Source organism: Paenibacillus sp. 203 (genome assembly GCF_037027525.1).
Classification (GTDB): Bacteria; Bacillota; Bacilli; order Paenibacillales; family Paenibacillaceae; genus Paenibacillus; species Paenibacillus polymyxa_B.
Map to the genome: position 1 here is coordinate 55,057 of NZ_JAXCHD010000016.1, position 23,853 is coordinate 78,909.

Annotated in this window: 25 protein-coding genes; 1 reads left to right on the plus strand and 24 read right to left on the minus strand. The window is 48.3% G+C overall.

What is annotated here, in order from left to right:
• Positions 1-21: 21 nt before the first annotated feature.
• From WA407_RS24235 to pth, 17 genes are all read right to left on the minus strand, one after another.
• Positions 22-960, minus strand: coding sequence for a protein kinase domain-containing protein (locus WA407_RS24235; protein WP_336078596.1), 939 nt, complete (start codon positions 958-960; stop codon positions 22-24).
• Complete coding sequence (locus WA407_RS24240) at positions 944-1,693, minus strand: hypothetical protein (protein WP_336078585.1); 750 nt, start codon at positions 1,691-1,693, stop codon at positions 944-946. The genes WA407_RS24235 and WA407_RS24240 overlap by 17 nt, the downstream gene beginning before the upstream one ends.
• 126 nt (positions 1,694-1,819) lie before the next feature.
• Positions 1,820-4,327, minus strand: coding sequence for a stage II sporulation protein E (gene spoIIE, locus WA407_RS24245; protein ID WP_336078586.1), 2,508 nt, complete (start codon positions 4,325-4,327; stop codon positions 1,820-1,822).
• A gap of 292 nt (positions 4,328-4,619) precedes the next feature.
• Positions 4,620-4,766: a hypothetical protein gene (locus tag WA407_RS24250; RefSeq protein WP_336078587.1), complete on the minus strand. Its 147-nt coding sequence runs from the start codon at positions 4,764-4,766 to the stop codon at positions 4,620-4,622.
• Between the two features lie 67 nt (positions 4,767-4,833).
• Complete coding sequence (locus WA407_RS24255; RefSeq protein WP_014279051.1) at positions 4,834-5,358, minus strand: S1 domain-containing RNA-binding protein; 525 nt, start codon at positions 5,356-5,358, stop codon at positions 4,834-4,836.
• Positions 5,359-5,481: 123 nt separating this feature from the next.
• On the minus strand, positions 5,482-5,811 hold the full coding sequence (locus tag WA407_RS24260) for an FtsB family cell division protein (RefSeq protein WP_013308137.1): 330 nt from the start codon (positions 5,809-5,811) through the stop codon (positions 5,482-5,484).
• A 4-nt stretch (positions 5,812-5,815) separates the two neighbouring features.
• Positions 5,816-6,394 carry a spore cortex biosynthesis protein YabQ gene (gene yabQ, locus WA407_RS24265; RefSeq protein WP_336078588.1) on the minus strand — a complete coding sequence of 193 codons (579 nt, stop codon included), beginning with the start codon at positions 6,392-6,394 and terminating at the stop codon, positions 5,816-5,818.
• Positions 6,391-6,675 (minus strand): sporulation protein YabP, encoded by a 285-nt coding sequence (yabP, locus tag WA407_RS24270; RefSeq protein WP_025721693.1) that lies wholly within the window; start codon positions 6,673-6,675, stop codon positions 6,391-6,393. Before yabP ends, yabQ begins: the two co-directional genes overlap by 4 nt.
• A gap of 178 nt (positions 6,676-6,853) precedes the next feature.
• On the minus strand, positions 6,854-7,132 hold the full coding sequence (locus WA407_RS24275; protein ID WP_016818913.1) for an RNA-binding S4 domain-containing protein: 279 nt from the start codon (positions 7,130-7,132) through the stop codon (positions 6,854-6,856).
• Positions 7,132-7,404: an HU family DNA-binding protein gene (locus tag WA407_RS24280; RefSeq protein WP_007428028.1), complete on the minus strand. Its 273-nt coding sequence runs from the start codon at positions 7,402-7,404 to the stop codon at positions 7,132-7,134. Before WA407_RS24280 ends, WA407_RS24275 begins: the two co-directional genes overlap by 1 nt.
• 333 nt (positions 7,405-7,737) lie before the next feature.
• Entirely contained in the window at positions 7,738-9,237 is a 1,500-nt protein-coding gene (gene mazG, locus WA407_RS24285; protein WP_336078589.1) for a nucleoside triphosphate pyrophosphohydrolase, read from the minus strand.
• 160 nt (positions 9,238-9,397) lie between these two features.
• Positions 9,398-11,056, minus strand: a complete 1,659-nt coding sequence (locus WA407_RS24290) for a putative polysaccharide biosynthesis protein (RefSeq protein ID WP_336078590.1) — start codon at positions 11,054-11,056, stop codon at positions 9,398-9,400.
• Between the two features lie 141 nt (positions 11,057-11,197).
• A complete protein-coding gene (gene spoVT, locus WA407_RS24295) occupies positions 11,198-11,740 on the minus strand; it encodes a stage V sporulation protein T (RefSeq protein ID WP_061831843.1) in 543 nt (180 codons plus the stop codon).
• 167 nt (positions 11,741-11,907) lie between these two features.
• Positions 11,908-13,026, minus strand: coding sequence for a peptidylprolyl isomerase (locus tag WA407_RS24300; protein WP_235306844.1), 1,119 nt, complete (start codon positions 13,024-13,026; stop codon positions 11,908-11,910).
• Positions 13,010-16,537, minus strand: a complete 3,528-nt coding sequence (gene mfd / locus WA407_RS24305; protein ID WP_235306843.1) for a transcription-repair coupling factor — start codon at positions 16,535-16,537, stop codon at positions 13,010-13,012. The genes WA407_RS24300 and mfd overlap by 17 nt, the downstream gene beginning before the upstream one ends.
• A gap of 134 nt (positions 16,538-16,671) precedes the next feature.
• The gene (locus tag WA407_RS24310) at positions 16,672-16,902 is read right to left on the minus strand and encodes an anti-sigma-F factor Fin family protein (protein ID WP_013308128.1); all 231 of its coding nucleotides are present in this window, start codon (positions 16,900-16,902) and stop codon (positions 16,672-16,674) included.
• An 85-nt stretch (positions 16,903-16,987) separates the two neighbouring features.
• On the minus strand, positions 16,988-17,548 hold the full coding sequence (gene pth / locus WA407_RS24315) for an aminoacyl-tRNA hydrolase (protein ID WP_336078591.1): 561 nt from the start codon (positions 17,546-17,548) through the stop codon (positions 16,988-16,990).
• 74 nt (positions 17,549-17,622) lie between these two features.
• Here pth and WA407_RS24320 point away from each other — a divergent pair, with 74 nt between their 5' ends.
• Positions 17,623-17,823, plus strand: a complete 201-nt coding sequence (locus tag WA407_RS24320; RefSeq protein ID WP_336078592.1) for a hypothetical protein — start codon at positions 17,623-17,625, stop codon at positions 17,821-17,823.
• A gap of 68 nt (positions 17,824-17,891) precedes the next feature.
• Here the strand turns inward: WA407_RS24320 and WA407_RS24325 are convergent, their stop codons facing one another.
• The 7 genes from WA407_RS24325 to veg form a co-directional block, all read right to left on the minus strand.
• On the minus strand, positions 17,892-18,845 hold the full coding sequence (locus WA407_RS24325; RefSeq protein ID WP_013308125.1) for a ribose-phosphate diphosphokinase: 954 nt from the start codon (positions 18,843-18,845) through the stop codon (positions 17,892-17,894).
• A 59-nt stretch (positions 18,846-18,904) separates the two neighbouring features.
• On the minus strand, positions 18,905-20,302 hold the full coding sequence (gene glmU / locus WA407_RS24330) for a bifunctional UDP-N-acetylglucosamine diphosphorylase/glucosamine-1-phosphate N-acetyltransferase GlmU (RefSeq protein ID WP_080658680.1): 1,398 nt from the start codon (positions 20,300-20,302) through the stop codon (positions 18,905-18,907).
• A 345-nt stretch (positions 20,303-20,647) separates the two neighbouring features.
• Positions 20,648-20,935 carry a septation regulator SpoVG gene (gene spoVG, locus WA407_RS24335; protein ID WP_007428016.1) on the minus strand — a complete coding sequence of 96 codons (288 nt, stop codon included), beginning with the start codon at positions 20,933-20,935 and terminating at the stop codon, positions 20,648-20,650.
• A 175-nt stretch (positions 20,936-21,110) separates the two neighbouring features.
• Entirely contained in the window at positions 21,111-21,938 is an 828-nt protein-coding gene (gene purR, locus WA407_RS24340; protein WP_013308122.1) for a pur operon repressor, read from the minus strand.
• 181 nt (positions 21,939-22,119) lie between these two features.
• Entirely contained in the window at positions 22,120-22,974 is an 855-nt protein-coding gene (gene ispE, locus WA407_RS24345; RefSeq protein ID WP_069290753.1) for a 4-(cytidine 5'-diphospho)-2-C-methyl-D-erythritol kinase, read from the minus strand.
• A gap of 144 nt (positions 22,975-23,118) precedes the next feature.
• Positions 23,119-23,298, minus strand: a complete 180-nt coding sequence (locus WA407_RS24350; protein WP_007428013.1) for a small, acid-soluble spore protein, alpha/beta type — start codon at positions 23,296-23,298, stop codon at positions 23,119-23,121.
• A gap of 162 nt (positions 23,299-23,460) precedes the next feature.
• Entirely contained in the window at positions 23,461-23,742 is a 282-nt protein-coding gene (gene veg, locus WA407_RS24355) for a biofilm formation stimulator Veg (protein WP_013308120.1), read from the minus strand.
• Positions 23,743-23,853 lie beyond the last annotated feature (111 nt).

Genomic DNA, 23,853 nt, shown 5'->3' on the forward strand with positions numbered 1-23,853 from the left:
TTATCTTATGTAAGTCTGCTGCTACCTTAACGCAATCCAGAGCGCTCCGGCAAGCAGCAAAAGCGATACCGTGAAAGCATATCCCAGCCAGCGTGGGTTCCCTTTTTTGACCGACGATTGCCTGACATGTGCGGAAGCCAAACGTGACCAAGATCGGGCCGCTACACGAGTATCGGAATATTCTCCACGCACTGCACCCAGTAGCCATTCGGCATAGGGGCGTAATATACGGCTACGGCGAATAATGACCGTCAATTCTGCCGTATTCCGCAGCTGTGGCAGCCTACTCGCAGCGGTCTTTAATGATTCGCTCTCCAATATATGAATCGTTAGAAGAGCGAAGGCAAACAGGTCATACTGGGAATCAGCATTTCGGCTGCCAGCATTCCAGAATCCCCTATCATACCACTCTGTGAATTGTTTAACACTCCGACCAGCAAGAGACACCCCACCGTAGTCAATTAATTCAGCCTCTCCATAGGCATTGACCAAAATATTCTGCGGCTTCAGGTCGCCAAACACCCATCCTGCCTGATGGAGATCCGCCAGACGATTCAGTATACCGGTTCCAGCCACACCATACCATTCCGGCCCTTTGGCTGCCACAAAACGATGAAGCGGATCACCCTTAACATATCGCATAACATAAAAGGGGATTTCTCCGCTGCGTAACACTACATCATCCACCTCAAACAAAAAGGAAGGATTTCCATTTCGCTGAAGGGCGGCCTGAGTGCCCTGAGACTGCAATGTGGTCAGCACATTAATCTCCGATTGCAGATCAAGCGTGTTCTTCCCCATTTTCAGAGCAAATTGCCGATCGGCCTGTGCTTCTTTTACCAAATATACAGTTCCGTTCGCTCCCCGGCCCAGCAAGCGCTGGATGACATAGCTGCTCCGCTTCCACTTGCCCTTGATGACCGTTCCGGGTGCAAGAACGGGATCAGACGACGTAGTCACCGAGCATCCCTTCTCCTTTGCCATAGGATTCTTCCAGATCTTTCTGTTCTCCTAGTGTAACATATCGGTAATAATCAATCACTTGTAAAATGGCAGGACCTGTCGGTGTTGTCCCTTTCATCCGCAAGCGTCCAAATATCGATTTGATCTGGTTAAGCTCAGAGGTCCAACCGATATCCATGACTGCGTCTTCTCCCATTTTGCCGCCCGGAAAATGAAATACAGATATACGGCTGTGTCCGCTTCTGGACTGTAAACTGAGCAGCAAATCGCGGATGCTGTCCTCTACAGCAGGCAGCTTGGGCTTCATGCTCGCACTTGCATCAATGAGCAAAGCAATCTCCAGGGTGCTTGTTTCTGTCAGTTCATCCATCACCTCAACCACTTGGGCTCGTTTGGCCGGAGGAAGTTCACCGATATGTTTGGCGCCACCCTCACCCAGAATGTGCGTTAACTCTCTATTAACCGCCTGCTGAATGGTTTGAACCACCGTCTTGCGCGTCATCATCTGCATGGTCTGCGCCAACTGCTTCGTCCCTACGATTTGGCTAAATCCTCCCCCTGCTTTAGCAATTTCTTGAATCTCCGCACTGCCAAGCTCGCCAATAGTTCCATAATCTATGACTCCGGCGACGTTCACTGTAATACCTTCCCGTAAAGCCTGGGCAGCCGCCATGACTGGACTAACACCTACATTTGAGCATCCGTCTGTAATGATCAAAATTTGCTTCATCGTTTTTTGACCTCCGCTTCCTCTTAATCTATCCCGATAGATTCTATCTTTGCCTAATCCGGAACGATTCAAACGAAGGATGCGGATTTTTAAAAATGGGTAAGGAATTTCCCGGGCAATGTCGGCTTAGCTCACCGTCCGTGGACATTCCAACCACCTCATGCCAGGTACATGGAGAGTTGCCCACTCTGGGCGGAAGTGGTCGATTTTACTAACAACTACAGTCATATCATCATAGATTTGATTTTGTTGGTATCGAATAACCCGTTCTAGCAAACAGTCGGCCAACTGCTGAGGATCTTCGCTTTCAATTTCCTGAATCATGCGTTTCATCCATATTTCCTTATTAACCGCGTAACCCGGTGAGTCGTATATACCGTCTGTAATCATAATGAGAATATCGCCCGGCTGGAGCTGCAGTGATACCAAGTCAATTTCAATATCCTGTATAATGCCAATCGGCAAGTTGCTGGCAGATACAGGGATGACCTCCTCCCCTCTTTTAATAAAACTCGGCGTAGACCCAATCTTCATAAAAGTTGTCTGGGCTGTGTACTGATCAATCAGCGCCATATCGACCGTAGCATACATTTCTTCAGGTGATCGCAGCATCAGGACAGAGTTAACCGACTTGATCGCCAACTTTTCGTCCATACCCGATTGCAGTAATTCCTCCAAAATGTTAAGTGCTGCACTGCTTTCTTGCTGCGCGCGCTCTCCGTTCCCCATACCATCACTTAATGAGACTGCAAAAGTCCCGTTCCCTAGCTCCATCATGCTGTAACTGTCTCCTGAGAAAAAATCGCCTCCTTTGGCGGCACTAGCTACCCCTGTAGCAATCTCATACGTTTTAGCGGAGCCGAACATGACTGTAGCCAAGCCTTGGCGGCGATCTGCCTCCGTTTCGCGCATCACAGCTATATGCTCGTCCAGTATGTCCGACAGAAGTGGAGCAATGATTTTCCGACATTCATCAAATCCCCTTGTATAGGCATGGACAATCTCAATTTCTACCTGACCTGCATCCAGGTTAATAATCTCGATGGATTGGATGGACAAGCCCAGTCTATCAAGAGCCTCTCGTATTTGCTCCTCCTGCCGATGCATGGTCTGTCCTTCCCGCTGAATTTCTCGCGCTAAATCCTCCATAATTTGTGATACACCCGATAGCTGGTCAGCAACAAGCTGACGACTATCGTATACTTGGCGCTTCCACTGCATATTATGTTGGTAGAGGCTATACTGCTGCTTCATCACTTGCAGGACAGCGCTCGTTTTAGCACATGCCTTGCTCCATTGCGGGGGGATCTGCTCCTGCTCCAAATCCGGATTATCCTCAATAGCGCTCATCATTTCCGTCATATACTGATGGGTTTGCATAAACTTGCCGTCCCAGCACTGCTCACACTTGAAGCAGGAGGCACATGTCCCTTCTGCCACCGCATTCATAAAGTGTTCGATTTCTCCGTCCGTTTTTGCGCCCTCACTCGCAGATATCTGGTGAAAGCTGCGGGATAGCTGACTGAATACACGGGAAAACTTCGTTACCCGCTCTGCGGTGAGATCGCGGACCCTTTTGGCATATTCATGCTGAGATTTGGCGTGGTCCTGCGTACCGGGAACATAGGTAGAAACCGCTTTAAAGAAACTTTTTGGGGTTATTAAGAATAATAGAATTGCCGCACAGCTCTCCCAAGTTGATGTCAAGACGTCTCCGGTCCCGTCCAAATAGATTGTCAGAATTGAGGAGCCTAGCAGCATCCCAAGCGCAACAGCACCCTTTTTCCCTTCACGCAGCATCCCTGCCAGCAAACCTGCAAAAGCGAGTAAACTCATCTGCACAATTGCAGACATATTGGCCAAGCTTAAAATTAAACCGGTAATTACACCGACCGATGCACCCAGCGAAGCACCTCCCACTAAAGCAAACACCAAGACCAAATATCGCGACAGCACGTGATCGACAGACAATGAATGAACAGTCCAGCCTACTGCTCCCGTCATCACAGAGGCTAATAAAATAATAAGACATAAAATTTCCTCATTTTTGAGCTGGCTTGTCTTCTTGCGGTACGTAAACAACGGTATGGCCTGCGTGAACACCAGCGTAAGCATAAAGCTGAGAACCGCATCCGTTCCCACAATGATAAGTTCATACCATGTAAAAGTTGGAGCCATCACGGCGTTAAATAAATTGACCATAAACACCGACAAGAAAACCATAAGCGGGGCATAGGATAATTCCAGACGGTCGAAGGTTCGTAGTCCGCGATACAGGAGATAAAATACCAGTAGCTCGCCACCAATCATAAATAACGATGGGTAAGGAGCTAACAGGCTGCCTAACACAACGGATACAGCTACAGGCAGCATCAGATCACGCCGAAGAAATGTTATGACTGCAAAATAAGCGAGGGCAAACGGAGAAAGCTCGTCCAAAATAGTGGCGCGTCCCAGTAGAACTCCCATAGCTGACAATAGCAGCATCCATCTTTGCGCCGTTACCCATTGCACCACTTTATGTGAATCCAGCCGTTTCTTGAGTCTGGAAGACCAACCTTCCGTACGCTCTTTGGATTTGGACTTTCTAGATTTTAACCCCGGAAAATGTACCACGTTCCATTTCTCCATCATGCGTCAGGCACCCCATTCATCAATTTGATGTTCTCATCTTAAACCGGAACGACTGAGAAAGTTTGTCAGAACCTCACGTCTTATTCCAAGAAATTTCCGACAAAAAAACGTTCTGCGCGAAAGGACAGAGCATCACTCTGAACATCAAGCTACGCCCGTATGGAAGCCGATGGAAGAAACGCCCCGCTACTCCTTATATGACCTCTCGATGTCGTTCATCCTGATGTCCAAACTAGCGATTTGCACAGAAGATAGACGGAAAACCGTTGGAGTTTGTCGGACGATTATGTCCTCACGACAAAAAAAACATCTGCTTTCCAGCATCGAAGCTCTTTTCTTCTTCATCAAAATTGCGAATCTCATAAATGCCCGTACGACTAACCACTGGATTCAGCGCCCACAGCCGCTGCTTATCGCATCTGTTGTCGGTAGAACGCAAAAAAAACCGTAGCAGTCTCTCGACTGTACGGTTTTCCGTGTATGATTGATACGGTTGTCAAAGTGAATTAAACACGCTTCGCGCCGCGTCCTCCGCGTTTACCTTCGGTGTTCTTTTTCAGCGACGAAATGCGTTCCTCACTATCTTTCAGGAAGCGTGACATTTTATCCTCAAATGAAGGTTTACCCGGTGCAGGCTTGAAAGAACGGCCTCCACGATCGCGGTTAAAACCACCGCCACCACCACCGCGTCCTTGACTTGGACCTGAACCTCCACCGCCGAAACGGTCGCCTCCGCCTGGTCCTCCTGTACGCTCCGGTCTTGGAGCTCTTGGGGGACGGGCTTCACTTGCCGGCTTGTCAATCGTTTGCTTAATGGAAAGCCCGATTTTGCCATCTTTGTCAACATTAATGACTTTCACCGTCACAACATCATTAATCTTCAGGTGGTCGTTAACATCCTTAACATAGTTATCGGCGATTTCCGAGATGTGAACGAGACCCGTGACACCTCCAGACAAATCCACAAATGCTCCAAAATGCGTGATGCCTGTCACTTTGCCCTCTAACTTGGTGCCCACTTCAATTGCCATAGAATAAAATGATCCTCCCTTAAAATATACAACCGATTTTTTTGCAAAAAAATCCCGCTGTGGTGATTTGATTATACAAAATGGCGGAACCAAGGTCAACTAAGCATTGGCCCGATAATGTTCCTATTTCTGATCTCCGATGATTGGCGTCTCTTCCGGTTTGTAAAGACCGTACTTGCTTCTGGCAATCTCGCCAATGTACTCAGGGTCCTTGAGACGATTCACTTCGGTTTGAAGCTGTTGTTCCGTTTGTGTAGCAGCTTGCTTCTGTTTTTCCTTCTGGGTGAGCTGTTCACTTCGATCGGCCATAATCATGCCTTGAGAAAAAAAGGTAAAAATTGCCCAACTACCAAAGGCGGCAAGCGATAGCAACCAAATCATGATTCGCCTGCGCCCGCCCGCGTTGGACTTGGACGTAGAAGATGAATGGCGATCTACAGACGAATTACGCATGATACTACCTCCTTCCAAACCATCTTTTCGCTGTGTTTTTCAGTCTGATACCTAGCTTTACGAGCAACTCTAGAGTCTTCCAGCGCGCTTTAAGCGGACCGATCAGCCATAGGATCGGCTTCCAAACCGGCATCAGGATGTATATCAGCATCCTTCCCAGGAACACAATTAGTGCCCATGTCCATCCGACCAGCTTGCGTAACAGCCGATACAGCGCTAACACCGGAAGAACAATCAGGATGCGCAGTATGCTGTTCACGATCAACGTCAGTCTGCGAACTATCTCTAATAACATTACCACAAAACGTTGGGTTGTAACACTAAAGGCCCAAAAATAGAGCCAAACCCCCAAAAGTAGTCCTAAAAAGACATAAAACCGCAGCTCACCGCGATTACTCGCGTATAGCACACGGAAAATAAACAAAGCCGAGGCCACCCAGTACAGCACGTCCAACATATGAACGCTCCAGCGGGCAAAATGAAAGCGGATGGACAGCACCCGGTAGCTGTCAAACACCACTCCCATGGCTATGCCCGACAACAGCATCCACGTCAACGTCAGCCATTGCGTGTAAGGGTTCATTTGAAGATCTTGCCGAATAGGCTTTTTCCGTTTTTGGCCGGGGCCCCGGGCTCCAGGTAGACGAGGGAAGTAATCAGACCTTCAATGGACAACAGCCCCTCTTCTAGACTGAGGTTTTTGATATGTAAATGTTGTCCGCGAATGGTGAGATGGCCCAGCTCGGTCTGAAGCAAAAATTCTTCACTGTCAAAGCTCTCCACATTGCTGACGCCTGAAATATCGAGTTGCTTGCGGCTTTGCATGCGCAGATCATGGTGCTTGGACTTCCCTTGTTCAATCATGGCATGTACCCCTCCTTCTGTTCTTAGCTTATGAAGGGGGCCGTATGATTTAGAACCGCTTTTGCTGTTAATCAGCATATGATGGACGAAAACTCGTCATCTAAAGAAAAAAAGCACTCCTTCATAAAATAATGAAGGAATGCTTTCATGTACGGTTATGAGAAAATCAGATGTCTGCTTACCAGTTCAAACCATTGTCCCTGGCAATAGGCTCTTCCTTTACCAAAGTGTACATACTTGCAGCCTCGTCCTTGCGTGTAGTGTCGGCGAGCCGTTCCACTCGCACGGTCACCAGCTTCTGGCCAAACTGGACGGTAATTTCATCGCCTACTTTGACCGCACTGCTCGGCTTGGCTTCGCGTCCGTTCACCAGCACTCTCCCTTGCTCGGAGACGTCCTTGGCTACCGTACGCCGCTTAATCAGCCGCGAGACTTTCAAGAATTTATCAAGACGCATTAGTTAACGGCTTCTTTAAGCTTATTACCGGCTTTAAAAGCAGGAACGGTCGATTCTGGAATTTCAATCGTGTTACCGGTTTGTGGATTGCGGCCCGTACGGCTGGAACGCTTGCGTGTTTCGAAAGTACCAAAGCCGATCAGTTGCACTTTGTCACCGCTAGCAAGTGCATCTGTAATTTCACCAAGAACGCCATTCAATACAGCTTCAACGTCACGTTTGCTCAAACCGCTTTTGCTGGAAATATTGTTGATCAGATCTGTCTTGTTCATAAGATAAAAGCCTCCCAAATGTCAAAAAATAATCATCACGCTGCATGTCCATTCATGGAGCAGACGTGAGGTCCAACTGTGGCCGAAGCCCTCCTGAATGTCACTGTAACACGCTTAACTATAAGCTACAGTTATTTTCAGAATTACTACAAGTTATTCTGGCTTGTCCGTAAAAATCCTGCAATAACAGGCGTTTTTTTATTCGACCCCAGTTAAGCCAACATCCTACTACAAAACTCTGTCCATTGGCAAGTCTCCTCAAACTGAGCCTTCTTTCAACCCTGCATATGTCTCATTTTACTGGTCTGTGCAGCCAAAAGCGAATGTGTGGAATCACGCTTTGCCAAGGAGCTTTTTCGCTTCCTGCCAGTAAGTCTCCATTTCATCTACGCTGCTTTCTTCGGGACGACGCCCCTGCTCGCGTAATTTCTGCTCAATATACTGGAAACGGTCGACAAATTTGCGATTGGTGGCGGACAATGCCTCTTCTGGATCTACTCCCATGAACCGGGCTGCATTCACGGCAACAAATAACACATCGCCTAACTCCAGCAACTGGGCTTCCACGGCATGCCCTTCACGAACCGCTTCCTTCAACTCAGCCACTTCTTCGTCTAATTTATCAAATACGCCCTCAATGCTATCCCAGTTAAAGCCTACTTTAGCTGCTTTCTTCTGGAGCTTGTACGATTTCATAAGAGCAGGCAGATCACGTGGAACCCCATCCAGTACGGAAGGGTATGCTGCCGTCGTGCCTTTAAGCCGTTTTTCCTCAGCCTTCATCTGCTCCCAGTTTTGCAGCGCCTCTTGCGCATCATTCGCTTGATTGTCACCAAATACATGTGGATGACGGAAAATAAGCTTATCATTCAACCCCTGAATTACATCATACACATTGAAGGTTCCGACTTCCTCTTCCATTTGGGCATGCAGCAAAATTTGCAACAACAGATCACCCAGTTCTTCCTTCATATGCTCAGGGTCGTCCTCATCTATCGTTTCGATGACTTCATACGTTTCTTCGATCAGATTTTTGCGAATCGACTGATGTGTCTGTTCACGATCCCATGGACAGCCCTCCGGGCTGCGTAAAATATCGACAATCTCGTGTAGACGGTCAAAAGAACGCCGTTTCAGCGCCTCATCTTCACTGCGAGGTATGTATACCAAGGATAGGTTCCCGTAGCCCTCTACTCGATCCAGCTCGTACAGCGGCACCTTGTGCACCGCCTCCTCACCTTCCACCCCAAGAGCGTGACCGACATACACCTCATAATCGTCAGGATACCGCTCCATCAGGCACAGCTTCACATCAGATGCCGTGAAGGTATCATACACCTGTCCGATCAGCGTATGCAGCTGAGGCTGGAGCCAGCTGGCATCCAGTGTACCTGCGTCCAACAGCTGGAAACCCTCAATCGGATCAAAACCAAGACGCACAAAAGCTTCATCCAGGAAACTTTCGCCGCCCAGAATGTTCAGTTCAATTCCTTGCGCAGGACAACGCTCCTTAAGCAACTGCACCGCTGCTTCTGCCACCATCGGGTGACCGGGAACCGCATAGACGATTTCGCTTCCGTCTGCCGCCTTAGCAGCCGTCGTAATTAATTGGCTGGTAATTTCCTCGTATACCTCTGGAAAGGACTCCTTTGTCTCATATACGTTGTCAAACGACTCAAAAGCCACTTCAAACTCATTCAGCACTTGAACCGCAGGATGCTCCTTGGTCCGCAGATAGAGCGCTGAAGCGCCCCGCATTTTGTTCAATATCCCTATCGTAAGCTGATCCGGGTCTCCCGAGCCCAAACCTACGACCGTTAATGTTACGCTCATATTCAATCCTCCGTTTCGCAGAAACAAGGTTCATGCTCGAAAAAATACACGGCCTAACCCGCTTCCGCTTCCTTTGCTTTGGCATTTACTATACCACAAAGTTGTATAGGCTCATAAAATGGCTGTGCCGCTTTCGTGCCCTAAAAGCCCTATGCCTGGGCTATGTCAGTACACGCAGCCTGCGCAGCACAGCTGCCAGCGGGCGTCCGAGCTTGGGCACCGCCACAAGCTCGGCTTCCGTGATCAGCCTCAAGCGTGCGAGGCCGATCACGAACACTACGGCGCCTGCGGCTACGCCCAGCAGGCTCTCCGCGGCTGCCGTGGCACGACCTCCGGCAGCCCACCCCAAGGCACCCAGCACAGCGCTGGTGCCCCACATCGCCGCCCCGGCCGCACCAGCCAGGGCGATAAGCAGTGCCGCCGGCTTGAGCACGCTGGCGGACCAGCTCCCACGCAGGCCTACCAATCGAGCCAGCAGCACGATGTTGATCACCGCCGCCAGCAGATAGGCGACAGCCCCCGCAATGGCGGCTCCAGCCGTGCCTAGCTGCGGCACGAGCAACCAGTTCAGCAGTGCCTTGGCTACTGCAGCCGCGAGCATCGCCAGAGCCGGCGCGCGAACCGCGCCAAGCCCTTGCAGCAGCGCAGCCGAGATGATGCTGAGCGTGCCGCCTACGGCGGTTAGCGCCATCCAGCGCATGACCCCGCTGCCAGTGTCGTCCGCATACAGCATCACATTGACGGGCACAGCCAGCACGATCAAGCCTGTCGCAGCGGCTAGTCCCAGTAACCAAAACCAGCGCAGCGATTGCTCGCACTGGCGACGTGCCAGCTCCGTACCGCCGGTTACCCGGGCCTCAGCCAGCGATGGAATGAATAATGCCGACAGGGTGGTGGCAAACATCATGACTAGCTGTACCAGCGGCAGACCTCGGTTATACACGCCAAAGGCCACCATAACCGCAGTATCGTCCAAACCCTCCTGCTTTAACAAGCGAGGTACGGTAAATGTGTCTACTAGGCTAATTAACGGAACGGCTAGCGCTCCAAGGCAAACAGGCAAGGCATAACGCAGCAGCGCCTTTAGCAAGGCACCGTTGCTTTCCGCCGGGTGTAGCTCTCCAGTTTGTGCTTGCACTGTCGCCATGACCGTCCCTTGCCTTCTAAGCCTCTTCCTGTGATTTCGCCAATATAGCAACATGACGACCAAGCCCGCTGCTCCACCTGCTGCTGAACCAAACACTGCTCCGGCGGCAATCATATCCGCACCCGCCCCTTGGGACAGCATGAGCAGCAGCAGCATAATCATCACGCTTACCCGTATCGCCTGCTCCGTCACTTGGGAAACAGCAGTCGGAAGCATATTTTGTAAACCTTGAAAATATCCTCTCAGTCCCGCCATAACCGGCACGAACAAAAAGGCAAACGCCGCTGCCCTCACCGACGGAATGACGTGAGCATTGTCGATCCATTGACCAATGAGCGGCGCACACGTATACATCAGCACGCCCAGGATCAATCCAAAGACACCCAAGACAAGCGAAGATACCCGAGCAACCCGTTGCCCCGCTGCCCGGTTTCCCACTGCCTCAAACTCAGCTACAAATTTGGATATTGCAGCCGGGAATCCAGCAGCTGCAATGGTAATGAACAGCGTATAAAAAGGATAAACCGTATTATAAATGCCAAACACGCCGTCGCCGCCGATATTCTGCAGCGGGATTTTTTGCACTGTGCCGATCAGCTTGCTCGCTACCGCTGCCAGTGTCAAAATGACAGCACCCCGTAGCAGCCGCGAAGCGGCGCGATTTTCCTGCATTCTCCGTCTTCACTCCCACCTGAAATATGCATCTTTCACGAGTCCTATTATACCGCCTCTTCTCCCGGAAAGAAAAAAAACCCTGTACAACGTAGGACGGCTTTCGCCATTCTGTACGTCATACAGGGGTGAAACGGGATGTTACTGTTCCATTTGTTTGCCCAGGAAGCCAGCGGCTGTTTCAGCCATTTTGACTTCCATTTCGGACATTTTTACATTTTCGTCCTTGTTCAACAATACAACGGAACCAATGGGATCACCACCGGAAACAATGGGAGCCGCCACAAAGGACGAGAGTGTTTCTTCGTGGTCTCGCGTTAGCTCATAAGAGCCGCTGGCTGTCTCCAGCACAGTTTTGCGATTATCCATACTACCTTCGATAATGCTACCGATTGGCTTGTCCAGAAAATCTTTTTTGGAGCCTCCAGCCACCGTAATAATGGTGTCCCGATCGGTAATCATTGTAATATGGCCCGTGCTTTCAAACAGGGACTCAGCATATTCTTTGGCGAAATCACCAAGTTCACCAATAGGTGAATACTTTTTCAAAATGACTTCTCCGTCACGATCCACAAAAATCTCAAGCGGATCTCCTTCACGAATTCTCAAGGTGCGGCGAATTTCCTTTGGAATAACTACCCGCCCAAGGTCATCAATACGGCGAACTATACCAGTAGCTTTCATTTCACATGTTGCCCCACTTTCTCAAGAAGAATTTAGTAAACTACTGACGGTATCGAAAGACGCTTCCACTCCCCCAGAAGCGGTCACGAAGAACGTCACGGTCATGGTGTTTATGGTGATATCTGACCATAGTATTCATCTGTTCCCAATTCCTTATGCATGTTCAGTTATTTACCTTCGTTTGTAGCTCCATCTTTGGCTGTTCCTGCGTTGGTATTGCCTGTACCGTTTGTTGTTGCGCCCGGTGTAGTTGTGCTACCGGCCCCGGAAGTTGCACCGCTTTTCTCTTGCGTAGCTGGTACTTTCGGCAGATTGATTTTCAAATCAAGTTTCGCCAAATCATTTTCGCTAAAGTTTTGGATACTTTCCCCGGCCAATTTATTTTTCAGGGCTGCCTTTTCGTTGTCTTTCAATTTATCAAACGTTGGCTCATTGCGGGACTCCACTTTGATCACGTGATATCCGTATTCCGTTTCCACTGGCTCACCGATTTTGTTAATCGGCTGAGTCTCAGCGGCCTCTTTAAAAGCAGGTACCCATTGCGCTACGGATGCATTCTCATACAGACCTCCGTTAGACGCAGAACCTGGGTCTTCTGAATATTTCTTAGCAATCGTCGCAAAATCCGCTCCTCCATCCAGCTTCGCCTTCACTTCTTTGGCCAGCTTGAGGGTATCCTCTTTTTTGCGCTGTTTCTTCGTTTTAGGATCTTCGAAGTTAATCAATACATGGCGCACAGTTGCTGTTGTGAATTGATCTTTATTTTTCTCAAATTCCTGTTTTAGCTGATCATCTGTTACTTTGTTGGTTTCGCTGTTGATTACCGTCATTACACGCGTGAAGTAATCTTTCACACCTTGTTCGGTCAGTTTTTTATCACTCAGAAATGTCTTGAACTTATCTTCTCCGACTGACTTTTTATACTGCTCCAGCTGTTCGTTCCCTTCTTTGGCACCCTGCTCCTTGGCTTTGTCGTCCGCTTTGGCCGCCAGAAGCTTGTACACCACTTCCTGCTTTACAATTTGCTCCCGTACCTGATCGGAAGCTAACGCAGCCTCATATTCCGGGTAAAGGAATTTCATCATGCTGATTTCTTGGTTGAACTCATTTTCGGTAATGGTTCCACCCTTATAGGTCACGACAACCTTGCTGTTGTCCTTCGGTTCATCCTTGACCTTGTTCTCATCCGCTTGCTTCGTACATGCTGCCAGCACGGATATAGCTAGCAGCGCTGCCATTCCCAAGGAGAGCATTCTCCAAGGTTTTCTTTTATTTAGTTGTGGCATTTTGCAGTTCCTCCTTCAATGTGAATGCTTCTTTCAATGCACTCAAAAATTGTTCCAGCAGTTCTAGCAACTGTGGATCATTTAGACCTTTGCCCTTTATGCGTGCGCTCATAGAAGTGCCCTGTTCAAATTGTACACGTCTTTCAAAGCGATTGCCAATCTCGGCAAGTTTGGCGGTCTGTACCGCCTGCTGGCGCCCTTCATGGAATTTCAGCACTATATTGTCATCCCGTTGCACCATGGACTCGATGCCATACATGCGTCCATATACCTTAAGGCGAGCCACGGCTAGCAAATGACGCACAGCCTCTGGCAGATCACCAAATCGGTCGACCAGCTCATCCTCCAGTTCGGAAGCCTCGTCAAAGGTGCTGACCGCTGCAACCTTTTTATAAATCTCAATCTTCTGGATGCTGTCATAAATATAGTCTCCTGGCAAGTAAGCATCGACGCCTAAATCAATCGACGTACTCCAATTCCGATTGGACTGATCCTCTTCTCCAAGTACGCTGACTTTACGTTTATTAATTTCCTCAGCCAGCATCTGCGAGTAGAGATCAAAACCGACGGATGCGATGAAACCATGCTGCTCAGCGCCAAGTAAGTTACCCGCTCCACGGATGGACAAATCGCGCATTGCAATCTTGAACCCGGAGCCGAGCTCCGTAAATTCTTTAATCGACTGAAGGCGCTTCTCCGCCACCTCCGTGAGCACCTTATCCCGCTGGTACGTGAAATAAGCATAGGCAATCCGATTGGAACGACCTACACGCCCACGCAACTGATAAAGCTGAGATAGCCCCATTTTATCGGCATCATGCACAATGAGTGTATTCACATTTGGAATATCCACGCCGGTTTCAATAATGCTGGTGCTGACCAGCACATCGTATTCGCCATCCAGGAAATCCAAAATCGTTTTCTCCAGTTCGGTTTCGGACATCTGTCCGTGACCCACGCCCACCTTAGCCTCCGGTACGAGCGCATTGATCTCGGCAGCCATCTCCTGAATACCCTGCACGCGATTATACAGATAGTACACCTGTCCACCGCGTGCCATTTCGCGTTCAATGGCCTCACGAACTAGAGTTTGGCTGTGCTCAACCACATAGGTTTGCACTGGAAAACGGTTTTCCGGTGGCGTCTCAATGACTGACAAGTCACGTACACCCAGCATGGACATATGCAACGTACGCGGAATAGGTGTTGCCGTTAACGTCAGCACATCTACGTTCGTTTTCAGCTTCTTCAGCTTTTCCTTGTGAGTTACGCCAAATCGCTGTTCTTCATCGACAATCAGCATTCCGAGGTCCTTAAACACCAGATCCTGCGACAACAGACGATGGGTACCAATGACAATATCGACCGTGCCCTGCCGGACCCCTTTAATCGTCTCATTCTGCTCTTTGCGCGAGCGGAAACGGCTCAATACCTGAATATTGAACGGATACCCTGAAAAACGTTCACGGAATGTCTCATAGTGTTGCTGTGCCAAAATCGTCGTCGGTACCAGCACCGCTACTTGTTTGCCTTCAATAGCAGACTTAAAAGCAGCACGAATGGCAACTTCAGTTTTGCCGTAACCTACATCACCGCATAGCAAACGATCCATCGGGCGGCTCTGCTCCATATCCTTCTTAATCTCTTCGATGGCCCGAATCTGGTCACGTGTCTCATCATACGGGAACATATCCTCAAACTCTTGTTGCTCCGGTGAATCCTTTTCAAAAGCAAACCCTGGTGCCGACTGTCGTTCTGCATATAGCTTGATCAAGTCATCCGCAATATCCTGAACCGAGCTGCGCACCTTACTTTTAACCCGTGTCCACTCATTGCCACCCAGTTTATAAATCTTGGGTTCCTTGTCCTCTGAGCCGACATATTTCTGAATCAAATCAATTTGTTCAATCGGCACTGACAGCTTATCTCCACCCGCGTAGAGGACATGCATGTAATCCTTATGGATACCGCCAACCTCCAGCGTGCCGATCCCCATGTACTTCCCGATCCCGTGATTTTGGTGTACGACGTAGTCGCCCACCTTCAGCTCGCTATAGCTCTTAATCCGTTCTGCATTGTCCACATGCCGGCCCTGCTTACGAGCTTTCCGCTGCTTCTGGGAAAACATCTCGCCCTCGGTAATGACCGCCAGATGAATAGATGGCATTTCAAAACCGCTTTGCAGATTGCCGATAGCCATCGTCGGTTCATCAATACCGTAATCTTCAAGCACTCGGCGCATCCGGTCCAGACGTTCATCTCCACTTGCCAGCATCATAACCTGTGTGCCGGCTTTGCGCCAACGATCCATCTCCGCCTTGAGCACATTCATTTGGCCATGGAAATCCTGCATGCCTCGGCAGATGAAATTCAAAATATTTTGTGGCTGGGTATGAGGAACCTGACGAAGAAAAATCGACAGGAACAACGTCTGAAATCTCCGGTTGTACAGCAGATTGTCCGCGTCATCTGACAGTTCTAGCTGCGGTAACGTTTTACCGTTTTGAAGCAAATGCAGATTCCATTCTGACTCATCCCGTTCCAGTTGCTTGGCTGTTTCCAGCATACGTGCCGGTTCATCAATAATCAGAATCGTATCTTCCGGCATATAGTCTGCTAGTGTTTTACGTTCAGGATACAGCAGGGAGATATATTTATAGATTTCGTCAAAATACACATGCTCTCGCAGTAACTCAATTTCACGATGAATCTCTTCTTTCAGGTGCTGCTTAGCTTGACGATCCGTCATTTTGCCCAGCTGCTCCTCCAGCAAAATAGCAGCGGCATCCGCCGCCTGGTCCATACGCTGGTTATTCGCAATAACTTCCTTACACGGTGTTACGGTAACGTCCTGAATCTTTTCCACCGAACGCTGATCTTGCGGATCAAACTTACGGATCGAATCGATTTCATCGTCAAACAGCTCCACACGATAGCCCCAACGGGTTGTCATTGGATAAAAATCAATAATTCCTCCGCGTACGCTCATCTCTCCACGTGATTCCACACGCTCTACACGCTGGTAGCCCATCTCGACCATATGTAGCAAAAACGCTTCCAGCTGAATCGTTTCGCCTTCTTTCAGCTCAATACGAGCCTCACGCCATGTTTCCGGGATTGGCAGTAGACGTCGGACACCAGAAAACGGCACGACAACAATCCCACGAAAACCCTGGGCGCAGCGTATCAATACATCAATTCGTTGGGACAATGTCTCTGGACTGGATATTGCAGCTTCAGCAGCTACCAGCTCATTAGCAGGATACAATAAAACCTGATCAGGAGAAAGCGCTTCCTGTAAGTCATCTGCTATTTTTTGAGCGGCAAACATATTGTGCGTCATGACCATTAACGGTCGTCCGGTATCTTCGGCAAGCGCGGCCATCAGTACCTGTCGGGAAGAGCCTGATAAACCTGATATCAGTTGTTCCTTCATCCCTGATGAAATACCTGCTGCAATGGATGCATAATCAGCATCCTTCGTAAAAGCCTGAATAAGTGCTTGTAACAAAAAAGGCACCCCTTTATGCTTATAAATAGTTACATGTAAACCGAAAAAGAAGCCTCAGCAATGCTGCCAAGGCTCCATAAGCGGAATTGCCGCTTCACCTCTCAAGCTGGTACATCCTACCAGTTGAATACCTGTTATTGGAGCGGATTAACGAGCAGACTCAGCTCTGGATTATTCTCCAATGCCTGACTGCAATGCTCGCAAATGACTTTGACGGTCACTTCACCACCCGAATTATACGCTATTATATCTCTACGTTCGGCAGGGGTCAAGGAATGGAAGCCCAACCTTTCTTCGGTTATTGCCGCGGAATCAATTCGTCCCAAGAAAGTTCGACAATGTCTGCATACATAATTAACAATCATGTAATGTATATGCCTCCTGAAAGTTTTCTATACCTTTCAGTATGTCCAACAATCTTCCATTTAAGCCCGTCTGCTACGTCTGAACTTACTTGTTGAATTCAGCCATCGTCCGTTCAAACGGATGACTCAAGCTGTGTTCTAAGGCGTTGCACGTGTCCTTGATCATTCCGGCCAGTAATTCTTTTTCCTTCTTGGGAAAGGTACCCAGAACATAATCGACAATAGCATGTCCAGGCTCCGGGCGGGAAATGCCCATACGAATCCGATTGAAGGACTGCGTGCCGGTATGCTGAATGATCGATTTAATGCCGTTATGACCGCCTGCGCTACCTTGATAACGCAATCTTATTTTACCGACTTCTGTATCCAGATCATCGTACACGACAATCAGATCTTCCATATCGGCCTTATAATAGTCCATATAAGCACGTAGAGACTCGCCTGATAGATTCATATAGGTCATTGGCTTAATCAGTACGGTTTTTACGCCACCAATGTGACCCTCTCCAATTAACGCCTTGCATTTGCTTTGGTTAATCTGGATGTTATGACGCGAGGCAAGAGCATCCAATGCCATAAATCCGACATTATGTCTCGTTTTCTCGTATTGGGGACCGGGGTTGCCCAATCCTACAATCCACTTCATAACTTTGACACCCTCTTTCGCAGTCTTGATTTTTTGGTAAAATAGTTGTATTGAATAGGAAGGTGCGTGCCGGTATGCTCAATCAAGGTGATATCCTCTTATATGACAGCCATTTTCTATATCATTTAAAACATTCCGTTCCTGTCCAGATCTATGACGGGAATGTACATATTCAGATTGGCATCGTTGCGCGTTTTAATGAGCATTTCGTCGAAGTAGAGGACACACTATACAATCGTCAACGTTTCACATTCATATCTCGCCCAGGCTTTTAGCCTGACATGCTGATAGGGGTTACCTTTTCCATATGGAAAAGGCAACCCCTTTTTTAATGAGCCAGCGCTTATTCGATTTCAAACAGTTTGCTGATCGACAATTCTTCATGCACACGGATGATAGCTTCTCCCATTAATGGAGCCACAGATAATACCTTCAGCTTGCTTGTCGGATTCGGGTGAACGATCGGGATTGTATCCGTCACAACCACCTCTTTTAATGGCGAATTCTCCAGTCTTTCCATAGCAGGACCGGACAGCACAGCATGTGTACAACACGCATACACATCTTTTACGCCGCCTTCTTTAAGCGCATTTGCACCTAATACAATCGTTCCGGCTGTATCAATGATATCATCAATTAAAATAGCCGTTTTACCCTCAATGTTCCCGATGATGTTCATCACTTCACTGACATTTGGCTCTGGACGACGCTTATCAATAATAGCGAGCGGCGCACTCAGGAAGTCCGCCAGCTTACGCGCACGAACAACCCCACCATGATCGGGTGAAACGACAATCGGGTTCTCAATTTGCTTGGAACGGAAATATTGGGCCAGAATTGGCGCTCCCAACATATGATCTACTGGAATATCAAAGAATCCCTGAATCTGCATCGCATGCAAATCCATGCTGATTACGCGGTGAGCTCCCGCTTTTTCAATCAAGTTAGCGACAAGCTTCGCTGTAATCGGATCGCGTGAACGAGCTTTACGATCCTGACGAGCGTAACCATAATATGGCATAACGACATTGATACTTTTGGCAGAAGCGCGTTTAAGTGCATCAATCATAACCAATAACTCCATCAAGTTGTCGTTAACCGGCAGACAAGTTGACTGCACAATATACACATGGCAGCCGCGTACGCTTTCCGACAGCTTAACCTGGATTTCACCGTCACTAAACGATGTGGTATGGGATTCCCCCATTGGGATGCCGATGTAGTCCGCAATCTGGTGGGCTAACTTCGGATTGGAGTTACAAGTAAATATTTTGAGTTTGGAATCGCAATAAGTCATTAATAGAAACCCTCCGTGCTGGTTCATTCATTACAGATTCAACAGCTTGCTGATTAAGGTCATTCCGATCTTTTCTTCTTCGCTTTGGCACGTGCGCGGATTTTGTCCGCATATCCGGCTTTGTTCTCTTGACGTGGTCTGGCAATGGCCAGATCGTTATCAGGGACAGCATGTGTTACAGTGGAGCCTGCTACAACATAAGCACCTTTTCCAATCTTAATCGGGGCGATCAGATTCACGTTGCTGCCAATAAAGGCATCGTCTTCAATTTCTGTAATGGATTTATTATATCCATCATAATTGACCGTTATTGCCCCGCAGCCAATATTTACGTTTGTACCCACCTTGGCATCACCGACATAGCTCAAATGAGACACCTTGGAATGATCTCCAATGGTCGCATTTTTCACCTCAACAAAATCACCAATTTTCACATGTTCGCCAAGCTTCGCGCCTGGACGCAGATAAGCAAACGGCCCCACAGATGTACTGCTTCCCACTTCCGCTTCGTTCAACACCGAATGTTTTACCGTTGCGCCTGAATGGATAATCGTATTCTGAATCTCAGCCTGTGGACCAATCACACAATCTTCTCCGATTTGTGTTTGACCATGCAGCCATGTGTTCGGGTACAGTACCGTATCGGAACCAATAACAACCTCGCTCCCGATATAGGTAGAAGAGGGATCAATGACAGTGACACCATTCAGCATATGCTTGCGAACAATGCGCTCACGCATATAGCCCTCAGCTACCGACAAAGCCACTCTGTCGTTAACACCGATGGATTCAGACACATCATCTGTCAAATACGCCTCAACCTGCTCACCTTCACCATGCAAAATACCAATGACATCTGTCAGGTAATATTCCTGCTGTGCATTGGTGTTCGTTACCTTGTCCAGCGCTGCAAACAGCTTGGCATTGTCAAAGCAGTACGTTCCCGTATTGATCTCCCGGACAGCATCTTCCTCAGGTGAACAATCTTTCTGTTCCACGATCTTGAGCACGGCCCCGGAAGCATCACGAATAACTCGTCCATATCCTTTCGGGTCGTCCAACTCAGCGGTCAGAATCGTCGCAGCTGCCCCACGGCTCTCGTGCAGTTGCACCAAGCCCTCCAGCGTTTCCGCTGTGATCAAAGGAGTATCCCCACAAATGACAATGGTTGTACCTTTTTCCTGACCGAGCAAGTCCTTGGCTTGCTTGACAGCATGGCCCGTTCCCAACTGCTCAGCCTGAAGCGCATATTCTGCCGACGGTCCCAAATAAGACTGTACCGCCTCTGCTCCATGACCCACGACGACTACACTTCGGGACACACCGATTTCACGAACCGTGTCGAGCACATGCCCGACCATCGGTTTTCCGCACACCGGATGCAGAACTTTATATAATTTGGATTTCATACGTTTTCCCTGCCCTGCGGCAAGAATGACTGCCAACCTTTCCAACAAGTCCAACCTCCTATCCTGAAAATAACAGTTACCCCTTGGCTAAAACGTTAATTCCCAGATCAGATTTTGCTTAACTTTTCACAATCCTCCTGAAAAATAACGGCGAACCTTTGGTTAATGGCTATTTTTTCAGGCCAGCTTGTGCTGGACATTCATCCCCGGGACGCATCTCTGCCTAGTCCCTGTCTTATGAAAAAGCCGCTTCGGCAGCCCGGATGGCTCCAAGTTGCCTTAAAACTGACTGTTAACTCACTAAAGAATATATCTCATTCCAGACAAAAAGAAAAGAGAGCCACAGTTAGTGGCTCTCTTTTTCTTTTGTACCCCAATCCTGCTTTAGGCGAATTAAGCGCCTTCTTCAATAGCAACTTCTTCATCCACAGCTGCACGTTCGTACTCAGTCAATACAGCAGCTTGGATCTTCTCACGGGTTCCTGAAGATATCGGATGAGCGATATCGCGAAACTCTCCGTCTGGAGTTCGTTTGCTTGGCATAGCTACGAACATCCCGTTATTACCGTCGATAACTCGGATGTCATGAACAACAAACTCGTTATCAATCGTAATGGATGCAATCGCCTTCATTCTTCCTTCTGAGTTCACTCGGCGGAGTCTAACATCCGTAATCTGCATGTGTGTTTCACCACCTTTTTCCAAATAGGACTTGGTGTATACATTCCACACAGCAGTTCGAAATCCTTCTTTTTTTCGGTAATTCGTATCCTAAATTCAGGTAATTTTTTTGAAAAGATTTCTTTTCGACATATTTAGGTATTTTATGATGGATTGTGACAATTTACTGCCCTGTTCACTCATCAAAATAATTGCCCAGCTTGACCGTAATTTGCTTGCTTCGAGAATCGACTGCGGTCAGATTCGCCAGTGAAATATAATCGTGCAGCAGGCGCTCTTCGTTCTCCACCTCGCCTGATTCTACCAGCACACCTACACCGGCCACCTCAGCATCAAACTCAGCCAGCAAGTCGACCATCCCCTGAATCGTGCCACCGGCCTTCATAAAATCATCTACGATGAGCACACGCGATTTCTCACGCATCGCACGTCTGGATAAAGACATCGTATGCAGGCTCTTTTGTGATCCTGAAACATAATTAATACTTACAGCCGAGCCTTCTGTCACCTGATGATCACGCCGTACGAGAACGACTGGCAAATTAAGCTGTGCTCCGGTTGCATAGGCAAGTGGAATACCCTTGGTCTCCACCGTCATAACCACATCAATCTGACGATTGGCAAAAGCGGTCGCGAATATTTTACCAGCTTCGTTCATCATCGCAGGTTGGCCCAGCAAATCGGACAAATACAGGTATCCTCCCGGTAATATGCGGTCAGGCTGCTCCAGTTGTGCACACAGGTCGTTCGCAAACGCAAGCGCATGTTGCTTGGAAAGCCTCGGGATCAGTTTCACGCCCCCTGCCGCTCCCGCCAGTGTCAGAAGCTCGCCAGTGCCCTCATCCTCAAAAACTTCCTTGATGATGGCCAGATCCTCGCTTATGGAGGACTTAGCTGCCCCGTAGCGATCCGCAAAATGAGTAAGAGGCACCAGCGTATGCGGCCGTGACAACAAAAATTGCGTCATTTCCACCAATCGTGAGCTTCTTTTAAGTTTTTTCACAACAATTCCTCGCGATCTATTCTCCTGCCGCCCGCTTTGTACAGTAAAGCACCGGCGGACTGGCCGGTTGCTGGCGGAATGTAAGTGATATAGTAAAATCCGAATATTTAATAGTAAATATATCATCTTCGTACGTATTTGTACAACAATTACCACTATAATATGAAAGAAATATCTAAAATCAGGTCAAAAGTCGTACTGCATACACATCTTTACAAAACCCTCTTAGTCCATTGTAAATCCGTGGCACTTTGGCTTCCTTCGATACCAGTCCGAACACTGTAGGTCCACTACCTGACATCAGCACACCGTCTGCTCCTAAGCGTATCATGGAGTTTTTAAGATGCTCTACCTCTGGATACAGCTTTAGTGTTACATCCTCAAGTACATTCCCCAGCGCGTTGCATACATCCGTAAAAGAAGCGTTATGGATCGCATGCTCCATCTGGCGGGCAGACGGGTGGTGCGCAATCTGATCTGCTTTGACACGACCATACACTTCAGCCGTCGATACATTAATCGGCGGCTTCGCAAGGATCACCCAGCATTGTGGCGGATTCGGAAGTGGCTTGAGCAGTTCTCCGCGTCCACTTGCTAAAGCTGTACCCCCTGTAATACAGAAAGGTACATCTGAGCCCAGTTCCGCACCCAGCACCCTTAATTCGGCATCCGAAATACCAAGCTTCCATAGCTTGTTCAGTCCACGCAGCGCTGCGGCAGCATCACTACTTCCACCTGCCAACCCTGCCGCCACCGGGATATGCTTATCCAGATGAATGTGGACGCCCGTAGACACGTTATAACGTTCTTTGATCAGACGAGCAGCCTGAAAAGCCAAGTTCTTTTCATCCAATGGTATGTACCCAGCTTGACTTGAAATAATAATGGTATCACGCGGTAACTCAGACATCGTCAATCGGTCAGACAGATCGACCATGGTCATAATCATTTCGACCTCGTGATAACCATCGTCCCGCTTACGTAGAACATCAAGCATTAAATTGATTTTCGCCGGTGCTTTTTCATATATTTTCAAGGCGTTCACCCACCTTCAACTTTTCCCTCAAGACAGCTTAACATATTATATCAGACTCAGCGTGTCAAGTCATGAGGTTCAAAAAAGCGGAGATGACCCGGTCTAATCCCGGATATCCCCGCTTTTCATCAGCACCACCGATAGCTACGATTTGCGGGAAGCTGCCTGCTCGGCAAGTTGGATAGCCCGCTTGACCATATTGCCCGCATCCTTGGCTTTAATGCCTCCCCAGCCTTCTTCCTTGACCGTGTCGTAAAATCCAAGATCTTTGGCCAGCTCGTACTTTAGCTCCTCCGACATGACACTCCGTCTTCTTCGGCTCATACATACGCCTCCTTCGGCAATGGAATAAGGAAGATCATTCCCGGCTTAGTATGTGCAGAGATGTCATGCTTCATCCTGCTCTGTATATACAAAACGGCCCCGTCATTTGAAATGACGAAGCCGTCGTTAAACCTGCAAAGCTGGTATAAATCACGAAATCAATTAAGGTGTTTCAAAATATTCGACTACACTTGTATGGGAGTCGGGATCATATACGCTGACTTCTACCGACTCGGTAAGAATGTCAGCATAGCTGTAGGAGACACGTTTAAACGTCTGTTGCTCCTGATCCAGCTTGACGATAAAAACAGAAGGGTACGTTTCTTCCAAGACACCAGTTCGTTCGACGGTCTTACGGCGTCCGCCGTTAGCCCGCAGCAAAATTTTTTGCCCTACATGTGCGTCGAGACTGCGTTTGATTTCCAACAGCGTATTTTTAGCCATTGCCTAACGACCACCTCTTTCCTTGTCCATTATAACGAATTTTAGAGGGATTGTCAAATCAAGCTAAATATTATAACAACACGAAAAATAAGTTGTCAATTTAATTTTTTG

Excerpts from the sequence above, each read along its gene's own strand:
- WA407_RS24240 (WP_336078585.1), bottom strand. The coding sequence starts at position 1,693 with ATGAAGCAAATTTTGATCATTACAGACGGATGCTCAAATGTAGGTGTT.
- spoIIE (WP_336078586.1), bottom strand. The coding sequence starts at position 4,327 with ATGATGGAGAAATGGAACGTGGTACATTTTCCGGGGTTAAAATCTAGA.
- WA407_RS24255 (WP_014279051.1), bottom strand. The coding sequence starts at position 5,358 with ATGGCAATTGAAGTGGGCACCAAGTTAGAGGGCAAAGTGACAGGCATC.
- WA407_RS24260 (WP_013308137.1), bottom strand. The coding sequence starts at position 5,811 with ATGCGTAATTCGTCTGTAGATCGCCATTCATCTTCTACGTCCAAGTCC.
- yabQ (WP_336078588.1), bottom strand. The coding sequence starts at position 6,394 with ATGAACCCTTACACGCAATGGCTGACGTTGACGTGGATGCTGTTGTCG.
- yabP (WP_025721693.1), bottom strand. The coding sequence starts at position 6,675 with ATGATTGAACAAGGGAAGTCCAAGCACCATGATCTGCGCATGCAAAGC.
- WA407_RS24275 (WP_016818913.1), bottom strand. The coding sequence starts at position 7,132 with ATGCGTCTTGATAAATTCTTGAAAGTCTCGCGGCTGATTAAGCGGCGT.
- WA407_RS24280 (WP_007428028.1), bottom strand. The coding sequence starts at position 7,404 with ATGAACAAGACAGATCTGATCAACAATATTTCCAGCAAAAGCGGTTTG.
- mazG (WP_336078589.1), bottom strand. The coding sequence starts at position 9,237 with ATGAGCGTAACATTAACGGTCGTAGGTTTGGGCTCGGGAGACCCGGAT.
- WA407_RS24290 (WP_336078590.1), bottom strand. The coding sequence starts at position 11,056 with ATGCAGGAAAATCGCGCCGCTTCGCGGCTGCTACGGGGTGCTGTCATT.
- spoVT (WP_061831843.1), bottom strand. The coding sequence starts at position 11,740 with ATGAAAGCTACTGGTATAGTTCGCCGTATTGATGACCTTGGGCGGGTA.
- WA407_RS24300 (WP_235306844.1), bottom strand. The coding sequence starts at position 13,026 with ATGCCACAACTAAATAAAAGAAAACCTTGGAGAATGCTCTCCTTGGGA.
- WA407_RS24310 (WP_013308128.1), bottom strand. The coding sequence starts at position 16,902 with ATGATTGTTAATTATGTATGCAGACATTGTCGAACTTTCTTGGGACGA.
- pth (WP_336078591.1), bottom strand. The coding sequence starts at position 17,548 with ATGAAGTGGATTGTAGGATTGGGCAACCCCGGTCCCCAATACGAGAAA.
- WA407_RS24320 (WP_336078592.1), top strand. The coding sequence starts at position 17,623 with ATGCTCAATCAAGGTGATATCCTCTTATATGACAGCCATTTTCTATAT.
- WA407_RS24325 (WP_013308125.1), bottom strand. The coding sequence starts at position 18,845 with ATGACTTATTGCGATTCCAAACTCAAAATATTTACTTGTAACTCCAAT.
- spoVG (WP_007428016.1), bottom strand. The coding sequence starts at position 20,935 with ATGCAGATTACGGATGTTAGACTCCGCCGAGTGAACTCAGAAGGAAGA.
- WA407_RS24350 (WP_007428013.1), bottom strand. The coding sequence starts at position 23,298 with ATGAGCCGAAGAAGACGGAGTGTCATGTCGGAGGAGCTAAAGTACGAG.
- veg (WP_013308120.1), bottom strand. The coding sequence starts at position 23,742 with ATGGCTAAAAATACGCTGTTGGAAATCAAACGCAGTCTCGACGCACAT.